Raw genomic sequence first — 13505 nt, forward strand, 5'->3', positions numbered from 1 at the left:
AAAAAACGACCAATTCGGCGCGCTCCCGAATTGGTCGTTTGGAGTGTCCACACCTGCTGTGCAGTCAGGTGCTTTCACTGCCGTGATTTGGTTGCACACTCCAAATCACACATTGCATAAAAGGAATCCAACAATCCCGCTTTCAGGCTATAGAGCCCTGATCCCAGAGCGGGCAGGGATTTCGCATCAAACCCAGGCCGGTGCCTCTTCTCCCATGCGAACAGGAGGGGCCATGCGAACTTTATACGGTGTTACCCGTTCAGCCCCGGCATGGTGGGGGGTGTTGCTGCGTCTCCTGAACACAGCGCAAAGGATGTTCACGCTCTGTTCAGGAGACGAAAGGGAAAATACATTAACGAGACGGAGTTATGCGCTTTTTGGAAGCGACCCACATTCTCGCCGGTCCATTTGCGGTTTCCTGGAGTGTTCTCAACAGGAAGGGCCGCCATGCTCACCCATTTTACCGGGCAAGGAAAGTATTACATGGAATACACTTAAATTGTAGACGCATTTTTGTATCGTGTCAACAACTTGCTAAGGTATTTCCCTCCTCATTTTCGCAAAAAGAAAAAAGCCACCCGCAGGTGGCTTTTAAAGAGTGGTATACTAAATTTCCGAACCCAGAAAAGTGCTTTCTCCTCTCGGCGAAAGCACCTTTCCTGTTTAATTACATGAACTCGATTTGTCCGCCATCAAAGCGATAAAGCGGGATTTCATTTTCTTTTGCGAATTCGATCTCCTGCTGCATCCCTGCCGAGATCACCGGCCCACAGATTACCAGGCCGGAGCAATGGCGTAGCACTTCAAAGTCAAACGCCATCGCAGCTTCCCGAGAGGCTGGATCGGAATCATCCAGCTCGTTGGGCAGCGAGGTGTGTGGAGCATAGGCATAGACCTGTTCTCCGGGGAAATCAGCAGCCATCAGCTTGCCGACCTCGGCTTCGTAGCGTTCTGCAGCAGCCATATTAGCCTGTACAGCTTCCGGTGTTGCCGCAGACAATGGAGAGGCAACATAAAACACCAGGCTTTGTGTTGGGTACTCTCTGATTTCAAGATACCGGTTGCACGCATGGCACCACAAACCGACAAACGGCGTTGCGGCTGCTTCGGACCAAATCACCTCTAATGGATGCCCTTGATGAAAATGATGTTTTTTCATAGCAATACCTCAGAAGGGCAGGTCATCTTCGTCCCCGTCGATTTCCTGGAAATCATCCAGGGACGGAGCTACATAGCGGGTCTGATCGTTCGAAGAAGTGCGGGGCGCAGCTGTAGCCGCCGGAGCAGATTCGCTTCCGGTTGTCCTGTCCCTCTTGCTGCCACAGAACTCGAACTTCTGGACCTCAAATTCCACCATGGTGATGGGATACTGCTGGCCTTCGATCTCTTTTTTATAGGAAGTGTACTGCGCTTCGATCAGCAGCTCGCTTCCTTTCTGCGTGTTATTGGCCAGACGTTCAGCGACACTCTGCCAGGCAACAAAAGAAGGGTATTCGGTGATCGTCCCCTTTTTTGAGCCGGCATAGCGATCGCAGGCAAGCTGGAACCGGCAGACGGAAATGCCGCTGTTGGTTTTCTTCAGTTCAATATCCTTTGTGAGACGGCCGTGAAAAATGTTCTTCATAAACATAGTTTTTTCCTCCTGTACTTTAATAAATCTCGCCGCAATCCAAGGCTCCATCCGGGTCATCCGGAGGAAGGCGGTAGACGCTTTTTCCCTCGGAAATGGTGCGGATCATTTCTTCCATGACAACCTGAGCCTGCTTTTCAGAACGGTATGTAGCAATCGTGCGATTATGGCTGCCGACACCATAATAGAAGATTTTGATCTCGGTTTCCCCCATGACCGTGCCAGGTGCAGCGTCCACCTTAAAGATGGAATCAAAATTGACGATGGTTTTTTTGTTTTGTGATACAATAATCATTTTGTATCCTCCTTTTGTTTTTGGTTAAGGTTTCATCGACATCTATAGGAAAAGAACCTACTTGGTATAGAAGGTCCTTGAATTTTCACAAAAAAAGGCACGGTCACGCCCAAAAGGGCGCAATCGTGCCGTTAGGTTTCACACCGGCCAGCTGTCAGCATGGACAGGAGGCCTTACTTTACTGCTTCGGTGAGCAGCAGATACTTTCATGGAATATCTGAAGTGTACCCCCGTTTTTGTATCGTGTCAAGGGCTTTTCCCCAAGCATCATTATCAATTTTCACTTCCGCCTTTCGCCTCTTCGGTATACATGAGGTTCTGACGGCTGATGTAACCACTCTTTTGCAACAGCTCGGTGAGATCCTTGACAGCATTCTGCAGATACGGGTTGTCCTCAAAGCTCTTTTTGGCCGCCGCACAGGCAGAGTATTCCTGCTGGGCCTCGGCCAGGATCGACTGCCGCTTGTCGATTTCCTCCTGGATATTTCGAAGGAAGCCTTCCGTATTGTCACAGGCACGGGTGGCGTCCTCCCGTGTATACCAGCCCAAGCCAGTGAGATAGCGTTTAAGGGCCCCGCGCTTATTAAAGGAAGTCTTTTTCAGAGGGATCTCGCCGGCACAGATAGTGCGCACACGGCTTTCCAGTTCCCGCATCTCCTTTACGTTGTCCTCAGCTGTCTTCTGCTGCTTTTCGGCATCCCGCAGCCGATACCGCAATCCGTTGGCCACCGACTCATAGGTGGATTCATAACGGTGTGCCTTGATGTCAATGACCATCAACTCAAATTGTGGATCGCGGTAACAGATCCGCAGAGGTGACAGCGGCTTATCACTGGCCCGTGTGATCTTGCAGTTGGCCAATGCCGGCAGTTTCCCAATCTGCTGGATCAGGACTTCATAAAGTTCATCTTCCGCATAACCCAAAAACTCCAAGGTCTTTTGCAGAAGATTCGGCTTATATGCGTCGTAAAATTCGCTGAGGATCCGCGCAGGGTCTTCAACGATACTGCTAAGCCGGTCAACTTCTTCATGGATTTCCTTTACTTTCAAATCAAATTCACGCTTGTCCATGATTTTCGCCTCCTCTACTTAATATATAGTAAATTTTTTGAAATTTACGACCAAAAAAGTACGCTGCAATTTGACAAACATAGAAAGAGAAGCTATAATAATAATTGAAAGAAAGGGGCGCTAAAAACGGTCCGACCAACCGAGTCCCGGCCTTTCGCTTTATCACAAATAGAGATACACTTACCATTTGTCTGTTCCTCTTTTGTGGTTTTTGGTTAAAAGATTTCTATGTAAGCACTTACAAGAAAGCCGCTCGAAAGGGCGGCTTTCTTGTTTGGACAAAAAGAAAAGAGCCCTTATGCAAGTTGGTGCATAAGGGCTCTTTTGCTGTTCTGATGAAAAGGAATTGTTTTATGTTATCCAGATCTCTTTCCCTTTCCACTGTTCCCAGATTTCAGGGAGACTTGCCTGGATGATCCGTTCTGCTTCTGCCCTGGAACCACAGGAGTGGGTCCCCCAGCGGCTGCAAAGCGCTTTAGCCTGTTCCCAGCGTGGAACCATACCAGCTCGCAGCGCATTCGGGGAGGGCTGCAAAAGAATGGTTTCTTCTATGTCATCCCAGCAAAATCGGCATAACACGCATGTTTCTGGTTGTTTAAAATCCGCCGTGTGCCACAACATTGCAAATCCCCCTTGATTTATTATACATGTCCTCACGAAATTTTCAATCCACCGGCAGAGGCGCCGGCGCATTTTCCACCTTCAGCAAATCCTTGATGTCGGTGATAAAGGGGCTGACGAATGCGGGGTGCTCGTGCAAAAACCGCACGGCGCTGAGCTCCAGATCGTCGGTGGCCCGCGTCATTCCGACATAAAGGATGCGACGTTCTTCTTCAAGATCTTCCGCGTCTTTATGGGGGATGACACCGTTCACACAGGAGACCAGGAAGACATGCCGGAATTCCAGCCCCTTGGCCCGATGGATCGTGGAGAGCGTGACAGCATCTTCTCGCTGAGCATTCTGCTGGTATGCCATCCGCTGCAATTCTACATAATCCAGGAGATCTTCAGCTGTGGAGAATTGCTCTCCAAGGGATAGCATCTCCTCAACGCTCTCCATCCGTTCTTCATACAGTTCTTCCGCAGCATCGGTTTTCAAAAAATCTCTGTAACCGATGTCGTCGTAGATGTAACGGAGCAAAGCTGTAAGGTCTGAATTGGCATTTCGGTTCAGCCAGAGCAGTTGAGAGGCAAGGCGGTCGGCATTTTTACGGTATCGCCATTCCAGAGCGAGGGGATTTTTCGTCAGAGCTTTTCTCGCACTGGCGCCGGTTTGGCCCATATATGCCGTCATGGCCTCCCGAAAGGCGTTCCCAAAGTACCGGTTTGGCCGGTTCAACACCCGAAGGAGGGCGTCTGACTCATCGGGATTCACGGCCAAATTCAGATAATCCAGCACATCCATGACATACGGCTGTTCCCAGAAGCAGCGTCCGCCCTGTACCTTAAAAGGAATGTTGCGAAGCAAAAGCGCCTCCTCACATACCCGGGAAGAAGCGTTTGTGCGGTACAAGATCGCCATTTCTTCATATTCCTCACCCGATTCGGCCAGACGTTTTACCTTCCGAGCCACACCGTCCGCCTGGGCTTTTTCGTCCTCATAGAGGATAAACGAAGGCGATGAACCGCTGGGACGACTGGCTTTCACATCCTTGGAAAACTGATGGAGGTTCTTTGCAATCAATGCGTTGGAGGCCGCCACTATTTCCGGCGTGGAACGATAATTGGTATCCAGGTATACGGTCTGGGTGTTCGGAAAACGGGTCGGGAATGTCAGGATGTTTTTTACATCCGCGCCGCGGAACCCATAGATGCTCTGCCAATCGTCTCCAACAACAAAAACATTGTTTCCGGCCGGAGTGATTAAGCGCAGCAGCGCATCCTGTGCTGGATTGGTATCCTGGTACTCGTCCACCAGGATAAAGTCCCAGCGGCTTTTCCACTCGGCCTGAAGGGCTGCATTTTCACGAAGAAGGTAGACAGGCAGATCGGTCATATCATCGAAATCATAGTAGCCGTTTTCAGCCTTAAAGGCTTCATAGGCAAGATAAACCTGGTAAATAGCAGCCAGGTCTGAGGGAAGACCTTTTTGCGCCAGGCATTCCTCCGGCCGGCGCAATGTACCTTTCAGGATCCCGATCGTGGAAGAAATATGCTTGGGCGCCGCATTTTGTTCTTCCAAGATGGTCCCCTTCATGACATCTTCAATAAAACGGATCTTCTGATATTCCCGCATCAGCGTTCTGTCCTCCGTATATCCACTGTTTCGGAGAATACTGAGCCCCAGCGCGTGGAAGGTGCTGATACAGACTTTTTGAGCACTGGGACGCAGAAAAATACGTTCCCGCATCTCCCCCACAGCTTTTTGTGAGAAGGTGATGGCCAATATCCGCTGGGGGCGCGCCCCTCGGTTTAAAAGAGCATTGACTCTGGCCACCAATACGGCGGTTTTGCCACTGCCAGCGCCGGCGATCACGCAGCACGGTCCGTCAAAGTGATTTACGGCTGCCAACTGATTGGCGTTCAATTCCACTTCATTCACCCTTTCCTGCTTTTTAGTCTCTACTCTATATATAGTGAATTTTTCAAAAATCCCAACAAAAAACGCCCGGTAAAATGCCGGGCGTTTTGGGGAAGGGCTACTTCACAACAGGCATTCTAATCTCCTGATCAAAATTCCTGATGCTGCCCTCCAATACGGTAATGGTGTTCCGATCCAGCTTTGTGCCGGTCTTTGCGTTTGCGTGGGCAATGCCGCTGCGGATCAGCCTGCGGATCTTCAAAACGGTTTCTACTGCCGTATCGGTGTTGGAAACTTCATTGTAGACCGCCTGGGACTGCTCCTTGGAAGCGATTTGAGAAACAACGCTCATTTGGAAGCCGGCCAAACTTGCAGCTGCCGCCTGGCGCTCTTTCTCTACGCTCTGTTTTTCATCCATGGAGGCAGTGGCGCTCCGCTTTACGATAGATTCTTTCTTTTCAATGTCAAAAATGTTATTCAGTGTCATGGTTTTTATCCTTTCTTATTATCATTTTTTAGGCGTAAAAATGCGCATAACACTTTTGCTATGCGCACAAATAAGGAATATTCTTTAGATTTGCTTCTGCTGCTGAGATGGCCCGATCAGATCGTACCGCTTTTTATAGTCCTCTTCCGCAAGCGCCCGAGCCTTCTGGGTACAATCCTTCAGGTCAGCGCCATCAGGTTCACAAAGGACTCCGGTTACAAGCATGTGGGACGTCCGGTTCCAGATCGCTTCCCACAGTTCCTTATGAGCCATTGTTGTTCCGTCCTTCTTCGCCCAGTTCTTCCGTGCGTACGACCGCAGGTAGCCCTTGGCGAACATATTGGCCACAAACTCATTGGCGGTATAGACCGTCACTTTTGTCTGTTCGGCCTTGCTGGAAGGGGGAATCACATCAGCTTCAAAGGCTTCCTTGAGTGCACGGATCAGGATCTTCCCAAAATCGTCGGTATAACCGCTTTTCCCGATCTCCTTGACCTGCCCTGAAGAGCAATCCAAAATCCTGGCGAAGTATCCTACGGATTTACTGCCCTTGTGGAAGGTCTTGGAGGCGGCTGCATAGATACGAAAGTCGTGAACCCGCCGCTCAACGCTGCCGGAAACCGGCTCTGTGTTGTTTACAGGCCCAGCCATAACAGGCTCCGGGACTGCAGCCAGCGGCTCCTCATCTCCAACCATAGCGGGCGGAGTGGCAGGAAGTGCGGTATTGGCGGGCTTCGGGATTTCCGGGGCTCCGCCGCTGCGTTCCACTTCTTTCATCTCCTCTGCAACCAGATCGGCCAGCTTAGCCCAGTTGGACTGCAGCTTTTTACGGGTGACATTGACCCAATTTAGTTCTGCAGCCAGGCCGTCTTCCAGATCTTTTTTGGTCATTGCCGCGATCTTATACAGCTCTTGCGGCGAGTGGCCAAAGAAATAGGTCTGGCCGGCATGGTGAATCGGCTGGTTCAGATCTGCAAGTTTGACGAACGTAATAGGGGTAAACTGCACACGCAGGGAATACCCATTGTTCACCAAATCATAATTATGGGTCTTGTTCAGGCTGGCACCGGTAATATAACCGACAGTCAGGCAATACAGAGCTTTACTTTGTTTCACGATTTTTGCCTCCTCTTGGCTTCACCAGCCTATCGGTTGGCATGGTGATCTTTTGTCTTTCTACGATCAAAGTAGCACATCCAGCTTCCGGTTCTTCACAGAGAATACCGGCTTTTCCGGAAAGATTCTGAACCTTCCCGTTGCGAACGCCGATAAAATGTCCTTTGATTTTTCTAAATCCAGGCGGATGGTAGTCTTTGGTGCTCATGTTAATGGCTCCTTTCCTTCTTTGGGTTTTTGGTTTTCTATCTGAAAGGGTTCCTTCCTGACCGGGAAGAAGCCCTGAATTGGCAATAAAAAAGGCACGGTCACGCCCAAAAGGGCGCAATCGTGCCGTTAGGTTTCACACCGGCCAGCTGTCAACATGGACAGGGGGCCTTACTTTACTGCCTCGGTGGGCAGCGGATACTTTCATGGAATACATAGAGTGTACTCCCGTTTTTGTATCGTGTCAACTACCAACCAAAATTCTTATTCTGCTTCTGCCCAGTTTTCGATGCCCAGATTCGGGACGCGCATGAACTCACGAACATTGTTTGTTACTAGAATTAGCCCCTCAGCTCTGGCGTGCCCGGCGATCAGCATATCCATCGTTCCAATAGGCGTACCTCGCTTTTGTAGGTAGGCGCAGATATTTCCATACTCAGCAGCTGCCAGATCGTCAAAAGGTAGAATGTCCAGAATGGCCAAAAATTGGATCAGCGCCATCTGGTTCTTCTCTGGATTGACGCTTTTTTCTACGCCATGTTCCAATTCCGCCAAGGTAATTGCAGAAATGCAAAGCCCTTTTGGCAGATTGTCTTTCAGCCGCCGCAAAACCTGCTCTGGCTTATTTTTGATGGCGTAGATGCAGATGTTTGTGTCCAGCATGTAGGTCATAGGCTTTCGCGCTCCTTCTGGACACCCTGATCTCGCCCATCCTCAAAAATATCGCTGGTGAAGCTGTTCAAGCCATCCATAAAGGTTTGCCAGGCTGCTTCTTTCGGGAGTAACACGACGGCTTGCCCGATGCGCTGTACATAAACTTCATCTCCAGAAAAACGAAATTTTTTTGGCAGGCGCACGGCTTGACTCTTCCCGTTTTCAAAAATTTTTGCGGTATCCATTCATACCACCTCCTAATATAGTATATATCAGAATATATACTTCATGTCAAGGTTGAATGATCTGGCTTTTACAGGCCTTCTCCAGCCCGTGGCGCAGAGCGGGATTTGCATTCAGTTCTTGAGGTGAGATACCCAGAGCGCTGAGCGTGTCCGTTACATCCCCAGTGTAGGAAAACTCATGATCCTCAAGCTCACGGTCGAACATTTCGAAGATGAATCCATCTCCGGTTTTATCGGCAGCGATCGCCTGCCTAAGCTCATCGCGGTGGCGGGAAGACATCTCCAGGTAGGCGGGAACATCCTCTTTACGGAAGATGTCGCCGGCGCCGAAGAGGGAACAGACCCGATCCGTTTCAGCCGGATCCAGCCCCAGCTTTCTCATCGCTTCCTCAAACTGTTTCTGCCCAAAGGCAAATGCCATTGGGAAAGCCTCTACTTCTTTTTGCTGACGGTGTTTCATTTCAATATAGTGGTTCATTGTTTTCTCTCCTTTACCATAAGTACCCACAGATTTCCAGTATATCAAGTGTGTGGCTGTCCACCAGGCTGTAAAAATCCCAGGTCTTCTTGCTGAAACGATGACGATAGCGATCCTTGCGGATTTCCAGTTCACGTCCCAGGCTCTGTTCTTTCTGGATGGTGGAGATCTCCAGCCGCTCCGTCTCAGAAAAGAGCCAGTTGTCCGCATATCCCTGATAGTCAAACCGGATGTAATCCTCCAGCACATACCCTTTCCACTGCTCGTAAGAGTAGAGGCAGTGCTGAGCTGCAAAAGCCTCAGCGATGCGCTTTTCATCCTCATAGCTAAACGGCCCCGTCTTCAGTGCGCCATCCCCCAATTCAGGCCCCATTACTTCCTCAAACAGGAGCCGGCCGGTGGAGTCAAGCACCTGAATAGTGGTTCCTTCTTTCAAAGGCCAGTCCGCCTCGTGGCTGTTGAGCCGATTGTGGATCGTGGCCCAGTTGACCTTTTCTCTGGAAGCCATGGGCATCCGGGCATAAAGCAGTTTCGTATGGGGGCTGCGGTAGATGTCTTCAGCCCCCATATTCTCGGCAAACTGAACCTGGAGCACTTTAGAAGGTGTTCTATCTTTGTTAGGCATAATCATTTCTCCTTATTAAAAGGGCAGAGAACCCTGAAGCGGATTCTCTGCTCTTTTCGTTAATTGTTTCTTTAAATGTGGCAATCCACGATTGTGATGAAATACTCCGGGTCTATATTTGCCAAAACATGTTCCCACGCTTCGGAAAATGTCTGGAATGACTCCTGAGAACCATCGTGGGTGGCCCACCAGCCCATCTGGCCTTTTTGCTGCCATCCTTCATCCGGCGTTACAAATGCCCAGGGCTGGAAGCTGGCTCGTTCTTTGGCAAAGGCCTCTTTTGTTCCATAGAAATCGCGGTAATATTCCGGCCGATAGTAGCCATCCATCCCCTCTGGAGCTTCGCCTTCTTTGAGAGGTTCACCATCCACATAGACCTCCCAGAACCGAATCGCCTTGTCATAAAGCGCCTGGTCCATTGTGAAGTCAATGTCTTTGATCTGGGCCTGGTCGTACCGGTCCGGTTCATCCAGTGGCTTGAGGCTGCCATCGCCCATAAGGAATTCCCACGAAGGATCTGCCTTATAGCCCCTTGAGGCCTTGAGCAAACCGCGGAAACGTCCGCCGATCCGCCAGTAGTCCCAACGGGCATTGGGATTCTCCCAATATCCGAAGCGGCCAGTTTCGGGATCAGGTTCGTCGTACCCGCAGCAATCTCGCATATATTGCTCAAAAGTCGGGTACAGCTCCTTGTAACTTACGAGGACTTCTTTGCAATCAGGCGGGATCAGATAATCGTCCCATGTACTGCCGAATTCTTTTTCCTCTTTCAGAAAAGCCTTATCCCATGGGGAAAGCAGCTTACCATCCGGTGTTTGAATCCGGCGGGCAAATTTTGTCTCGTAAACTTCCTTTTCTTCCCTTTCAGCGTCCACAAACTCCAGAAATTCACGGGGACAATCGCCCATGTTGTTTTCCTGGTAGGGTGCCAAAAGCCGTTCCACATCCTCTGGATGCTTAGAAATGACTGCTACTGCAAAGTGACTCATGGTTTTTTGCTCCTTTCGCTTTTTGGTTAAAATTCGTTTCTCTATGTAAAAAGGCAGCCTCCCTCGACCAAAGGGAAGCTAACCTTGAATTGGCAATAAAAAAGGCACGGTCGTGCCCAAAAGGGCGCAATCGTGCCGTTAGGTTTCACACCGGCCAGCTGTCAACATGGACAGGAGGCCTTACTTTACTGCTTCGGTGAGCAGCGGATACTTTCATGGAATACCTGAAGTATATGCCGCTTTTTGTATCGTGTCAACTACTCTGCAAAATTTATCTGTTCTCTTTTCTCAACAGATTTTCATCTGCCCAAGTGAGATAATGATGCAAAACTGCATAAAAATCGTTATTCCCATTTCCAACCGCTTTTTGTATCATATTAAGAGGCTCTTTTTTCAGAACATTTCGACTTCCGATAGCTTCGGTGAGTACGAGAAACAAAAGTAACTTCTATGGTGTCCTCCTTCATGGTCAGCTGCGAGGTGCAGCCGGCGTCACCATCATAAATGCAGATAGAATCTCCGATACGGACCTTATTCAGCAGCCAGGCCGCCACATTATCCTGGGAGATCAGATTGCACAGTACCTCTTCATAACATTGGGATCCACTCGTCGGGAAATCGAAGAATATGTTTTCAGCCAAACGAAGTTTGAAAGGCTGTCCCAGAAGGGCAACGGTGTAATCCTTATCCTGCACTCTATCCCAGGTGTTTGCAATACTCCGGCAAAAGCGGGGATGCCGCTGCAGAACTTTCCGGCCAACAGAAATGAAAGAGGACAGGGAATTCCCTTTGAGCCCAAGGCGCTCAAATATCTGCTCCTTAGAATAGCCCTGATAATACATTGCCACAGCCTGGACGCTCTTTTTCTCTTTTTCCGAATTCAGGGTATCTGCAATACTCAACATCAAAGTAAATATTGCTTGGCTACTGGTTCTAAGGACCAATGGGTTCTGCTGCGCCAGCGAGGCGTACTCGTCCGGCGCTTCCTGCTCAAGCGTATCAAGGCAGATCGGGTCATTTTTGTCTTTTCCGTTCTTAATCTCCCGGCACATCTCGCGCCGAATGCAAACAGAGGCATACGTTGAGAACTTGGTGCCGTTGGATTCATCAAAATTCTCTACTGCCTGCCACAATGCAATCAAACCGGCCTGATAGATGTCATCTTCATTAGAAGACGTAACACCATGCACAGACTTCATGCAGCTGCGCACCAAGCCGATGTGTTTTTGTACTTCCTGTTCCACCTTCGCACGTCGATCCTGCTCTGACATTGCAGACGGCTGAGGGATAATATAAATCGCCGTGTTGGGCTTATGAATATCAAAGAAAACCAGCTGAACCTGATTTTCGAAAGGGACTGACCGCTGTGCGGCGATCCGCTTGCTTTGATTAACCATAGGTTTCATGCCACACACTCCTCTCCCGATGGCTTTATATCAAAGAATAAAAAATTTTATTTCTCGTATATAAATTATAACAAACCCAACTGAGAAAGTCAAAAATGAGAGAAGTAATTCACTTGGAAATAGGAGAGGTGCAGCTATTCTGTCAGATCGCAAAAAGACGGTCACACAGCGAACATTCTGTGTGACCGTTTTTTCTAAAAGTGTGTTGCCTAGTCCGTCTTCAAACGTACACCGGAGCCCTCATCATCAATCGTCATAACAATACCGTTGCTGTCTCCGTTCACGCTGGCTACAATGAGCCAACTGTAACCTTGCTTGAGAGAAAGGGTTTGGGTGCCTTCCTTCAGTCGATTTACCTGCCCATCGGGATCATGCTGCTTAGCGATAGCAGCCACAAAATTCCGCTCGGGATTGTCCTGAGCAACTGTGACGGTGATTTCCGTTTCTTTGTGCGCATAAAGCCGGCAGACTTTTATTTCACGGTTTAGATTTTTCCAAGAACAAGATACCGTATTGGAAAACTGATTGCAGCTGATAAGGAGGCCGGCCGCCGAGCCGTTGAAGGATCCGTCCGACAACATCTCATCGGTAATTTGGTCGATGCTTGTGATGTGTTCCCAATCGTCATTATGGGAAGGTGCTCCGAAAAGTGTTCCCATGATATGTCCTGCAATGATAAAGAGCGCTGCAATGAGAATAATTGCTGATACTACGAACATCATTTTTTTGTTGGCCGGGCGCTGCCAATATCTATGGTTCATAACTGGCCCCCTTTGTTTGACCATCCTTACTCATCGCCATACTTTTCGTCATACTCCTCGGGTGTGATGAACCGGCAATCTGACGCTGTAAACTGTTCATCGAAATGGATAAATCTCAGCACATCTTCGACGCTGATCGACTTCATCAACCGCGCATATTTTTCCTTAAATCCCTCATCTGGAACTTCTCCCAGCTCAATGCACAACCCGGCCGGGCGGGGTTCTCCATTTTCGTTCTCTGCCAATCCCTGAATTTCAAGGCAGATCCTCAATTTCTTCATTGTGCTCTCTCCTTTACAGATACTTCTTGTCAAAGTATTTAGAGTTCCAAATCCTTTTCGATTAGTTCCACAACCAAGGTCAACAATGGCATTTCCTGCTCAGATATGGGAGCCATGGCGTCATCCGCGATCACTACAAGCGCGCCATAGAGATCTCCCTGGGCTACGATCGGGAGCGCGGCAATAGCTTCAATACCTCTCAAGCCTACGGGTTTAAGTAGGTTCGTTTCTTTTCCATCCCACACAAAAGATTGCCGCTCCCGCATCAAGGTTTCCATATCATTAGAAACAGCCTGTCCCTGAATTTTATGGCGCTGCGAACCATACACAACAACTACTCGGTCAGTGTCACATACGGCAATCGTCCTGCCCATCAACTTGCTGAGTGCATCCGCGTATTTCTCCCCCAAGGATTTAACATCCAACAATGGGGAATATTTTTGAAAGATCACACGATCCTCTTCCACCAAAATTTCCATCGGATCATTGGCCTGGAGCCGAAGGTTTCTGCGGATCTCCTTTGGAATTACAATTCGGCCAAGGCTATCAATGCGTCTGACAATACCTGTTGCTTTCATCGTCATTTTGCTCCCTTCTCCGGCCCTCTGCCGGGTGCCAAAACCATTGTAACAGCTTTGGCTTCCCGACTAGCGTCAGCAAGGTCGGGTGGTGAAATGCGGAACCACCCGGCACAGAGCCGGATTTTGCTTATTTGCTTGTTCACTGCTGATCCGTTTAC

17 protein-coding genes are annotated in these 13505 nt (G+C 49.2%); all 17 read right to left on the reverse strand.

Annotation, left to right across the window (positions count from 1 at the left end; translation table 11 throughout):
- Nucleotides 1-667 precede the first annotated feature (667 nt).
- Nucleotides 668-1159, reverse strand: a complete 492-nt coding sequence (locus BQ5353_RS12755; protein ID WP_143117195.1) for a DUF7768 domain-containing protein — start codon at nt 1157-1159, stop codon at nt 668-670.
- A gap of 9 nt (nt 1160-1168) precedes the next feature.
- Nucleotides 1169-1630 carry a single-stranded DNA-binding protein gene (locus tag BQ5353_RS08035; protein WP_071427724.1) on the reverse strand — a complete coding sequence of 154 codons (462 nt, stop codon included), beginning with the start codon at nt 1628-1630 and terminating at the stop codon, nt 1169-1171.
- A gap of 19 nt (nt 1631-1649) precedes the next feature.
- A complete protein-coding gene (locus BQ5353_RS08040) occupies nt 1650-1925 on the reverse strand; it encodes a hypothetical protein (RefSeq protein WP_071427726.1) in 276 nt (91 codons plus the stop codon).
- Nucleotides 1926-2198: 273 nt separating this feature from the next.
- Nucleotides 2199-2996 carry a hypothetical protein gene (locus BQ5353_RS08045; protein ID WP_071427728.1) on the reverse strand — a complete coding sequence of 266 codons (798 nt, stop codon included), beginning with the start codon at nt 2994-2996 and terminating at the stop codon, nt 2199-2201.
- Between the two features lie 664 nt (nt 2997-3660).
- Entirely contained in the window at nt 3661-5538 is a 1878-nt protein-coding gene (locus BQ5353_RS08055; RefSeq protein ID WP_083386447.1) for an ATP-dependent helicase, read from the reverse strand.
- Between the two features lie 97 nt (nt 5539-5635).
- On the reverse strand, nt 5636-6004 hold the full coding sequence (locus BQ5353_RS08060; protein ID WP_071427734.1) for a hypothetical protein: 369 nt from the start codon (nt 6002-6004) through the stop codon (nt 5636-5638).
- 84 nt (nt 6005-6088) lie between these two features.
- On the reverse strand, nt 6089-7120 hold the full coding sequence (locus BQ5353_RS08065) for a ribonuclease H family protein (RefSeq protein WP_071427736.1): 1032 nt from the start codon (nt 7118-7120) through the stop codon (nt 6089-6091).
- The gene (locus BQ5353_RS08070) at nt 7107-7328 is read right to left on the reverse strand and encodes a hypothetical protein (RefSeq protein ID WP_071427737.1); all 222 of its coding nucleotides are present in this window, start codon (nt 7326-7328) and stop codon (nt 7107-7109) included. Before BQ5353_RS08070 ends, BQ5353_RS08065 begins: the two co-directional genes overlap by 14 nt.
- Before the next feature lie 263 nt (nt 7329-7591).
- Nucleotides 7592-7999, reverse strand: coding sequence for a type II toxin-antitoxin system tRNA(fMet)-specific endonuclease VapC (gene vapC, locus BQ5353_RS08075; RefSeq protein ID WP_071427739.1), 408 nt, complete (start codon nt 7997-7999; stop codon nt 7592-7594).
- Nucleotides 7996-8226 (reverse strand): type II toxin-antitoxin system antitoxin VapB, encoded by a 231-nt coding sequence (vapB, locus tag BQ5353_RS08080; protein WP_071427741.1) that lies wholly within the window; start codon nt 8224-8226, stop codon nt 7996-7998. Before vapB ends, vapC begins: the two co-directional genes overlap by 4 nt.
- A gap of 46 nt (nt 8227-8272) precedes the next feature.
- On the reverse strand, nt 8273-8704 hold the full coding sequence (locus tag BQ5353_RS08085) for a DUF7659 family protein (protein ID WP_071427743.1): 432 nt from the start codon (nt 8702-8704) through the stop codon (nt 8273-8275).
- Nucleotides 8705-8717: 13 nt separating this feature from the next.
- Entirely contained in the window at nt 8718-9329 is a 612-nt protein-coding gene (locus BQ5353_RS08090) for a hypothetical protein (RefSeq protein ID WP_071427745.1), read from the reverse strand.
- Nucleotides 9330-9400: 71 nt separating this feature from the next.
- Nucleotides 9401-10318, reverse strand: coding sequence for a hypothetical protein (locus tag BQ5353_RS08095; protein WP_071427747.1), 918 nt, complete (start codon nt 10316-10318; stop codon nt 9401-9403).
- Between the two features lie 377 nt (nt 10319-10695).
- Complete coding sequence (locus BQ5353_RS08100; protein ID WP_071427748.1) at nt 10696-11724, reverse strand: sigma-70 family RNA polymerase sigma factor; 1029 nt, start codon at nt 11722-11724, stop codon at nt 10696-10698.
- A gap of 209 nt (nt 11725-11933) precedes the next feature.
- Nucleotides 11934-12485, reverse strand: a complete 552-nt coding sequence (locus tag BQ5353_RS08105; RefSeq protein WP_143117196.1) for a hypothetical protein — start codon at nt 12483-12485, stop codon at nt 11934-11936.
- A 26-nt stretch (nt 12486-12511) separates the two neighbouring features.
- Nucleotides 12512-12766, reverse strand: coding sequence for a hypothetical protein (locus BQ5353_RS08110; protein WP_071427752.1), 255 nt, complete (start codon nt 12764-12766; stop codon nt 12512-12514).
- A 38-nt stretch (nt 12767-12804) separates the two neighbouring features.
- Entirely contained in the window at nt 12805-13350 is a 546-nt protein-coding gene (locus tag BQ5353_RS08115) for a stage V sporulation T C-terminal domain-containing protein (protein ID WP_083386448.1), read from the reverse strand.
- Nucleotides 13351-13505: the final 155 nt, after the last annotated feature.

The organism is Merdimmobilis hominis (genome assembly GCF_900104615.1).
In the GTDB taxonomy this organism is placed as follows: Bacteria; Bacillota; Clostridia; order Oscillospirales; family Ruminococcaceae; genus Merdimmobilis; species Merdimmobilis hominis.

What these genes read in the sequence shown, in the direction of transcription:
- BQ5353_RS12755 (WP_143117195.1), bottom strand. Translation starts at nt 1,159, where the DNA reads ATGAAAAAACATCATTTTCATCAAGGGCATCCATTAGAGGTGATTTGG.
- BQ5353_RS08035 (WP_071427724.1), bottom strand. Translation starts at nt 1,630, where the DNA reads ATGTTTATGAAGAACATTTTTCACGGCCGTCTCACAAAGGATATTGAA.
- BQ5353_RS08040 (WP_071427726.1), bottom strand. Translation starts at nt 1,925, where the DNA reads ATGATTATTGTATCACAAAACAAAAAAACCATCGTCAATTTTGATTCC.
- BQ5353_RS08045 (WP_071427728.1), bottom strand. Translation starts at nt 2,996, where the DNA reads ATGGACAAGCGTGAATTTGATTTGAAAGTAAAGGAAATCCATGAAGAA.
- BQ5353_RS08060 (WP_071427734.1), bottom strand. Translation starts at nt 6,004, where the DNA reads ATGACACTGAATAACATTTTTGACATTGAAAAGAAAGAATCTATCGTA.
- BQ5353_RS08070 (WP_071427737.1), bottom strand. Translation starts at nt 7,328, where the DNA reads ATGAGCACCAAAGACTACCATCCGCCTGGATTTAGAAAAATCAAAGGA.
- vapC (WP_071427739.1), bottom strand. Translation starts at nt 7,999, where the DNA reads ATGACCTACATGCTGGACACAAACATCTGCATCTACGCCATCAAAAAT.
- vapB (WP_071427741.1), bottom strand. Translation starts at nt 8,226, where the DNA reads ATGGATACCGCAAAAATTTTTGAAAACGGGAAGAGTCAAGCCGTGCGC.
- BQ5353_RS08085 (WP_071427743.1), bottom strand. Translation starts at nt 8,704, where the DNA reads ATGAACCACTATATTGAAATGAAACACCGTCAGCAAAAAGAAGTAGAG.
- BQ5353_RS08090 (WP_071427745.1), bottom strand. Translation starts at nt 9,329, where the DNA reads ATGCCTAACAAAGATAGAACACCTTCTAAAGTGCTCCAGGTTCAGTTT.
- BQ5353_RS08095 (WP_071427747.1), bottom strand. Translation starts at nt 10,318, where the DNA reads ATGAGTCACTTTGCAGTAGCAGTCATTTCTAAGCATCCAGAGGATGTG.
- BQ5353_RS08100 (WP_071427748.1), bottom strand. Translation starts at nt 11,724, where the DNA reads ATGAAACCTATGGTTAATCAAAGCAAGCGGATCGCCGCACAGCGGTCA.
- BQ5353_RS08105 (WP_143117196.1), bottom strand. Translation starts at nt 12,485, where the DNA reads ATGAACCATAGATATTGGCAGCGCCCGGCCAACAAAAAAATGATGTTC.
- BQ5353_RS08110 (WP_071427752.1), bottom strand. Translation starts at nt 12,766, where the DNA reads ATGAAGAAATTGAGGATCTGCCTTGAAATTCAGGGATTGGCAGAGAAC.
- BQ5353_RS08115 (WP_083386448.1), bottom strand. Translation starts at nt 13,350, where the DNA reads ATGACGATGAAAGCAACAGGTATTGTCAGACGCATTGATAGCCTTGGC.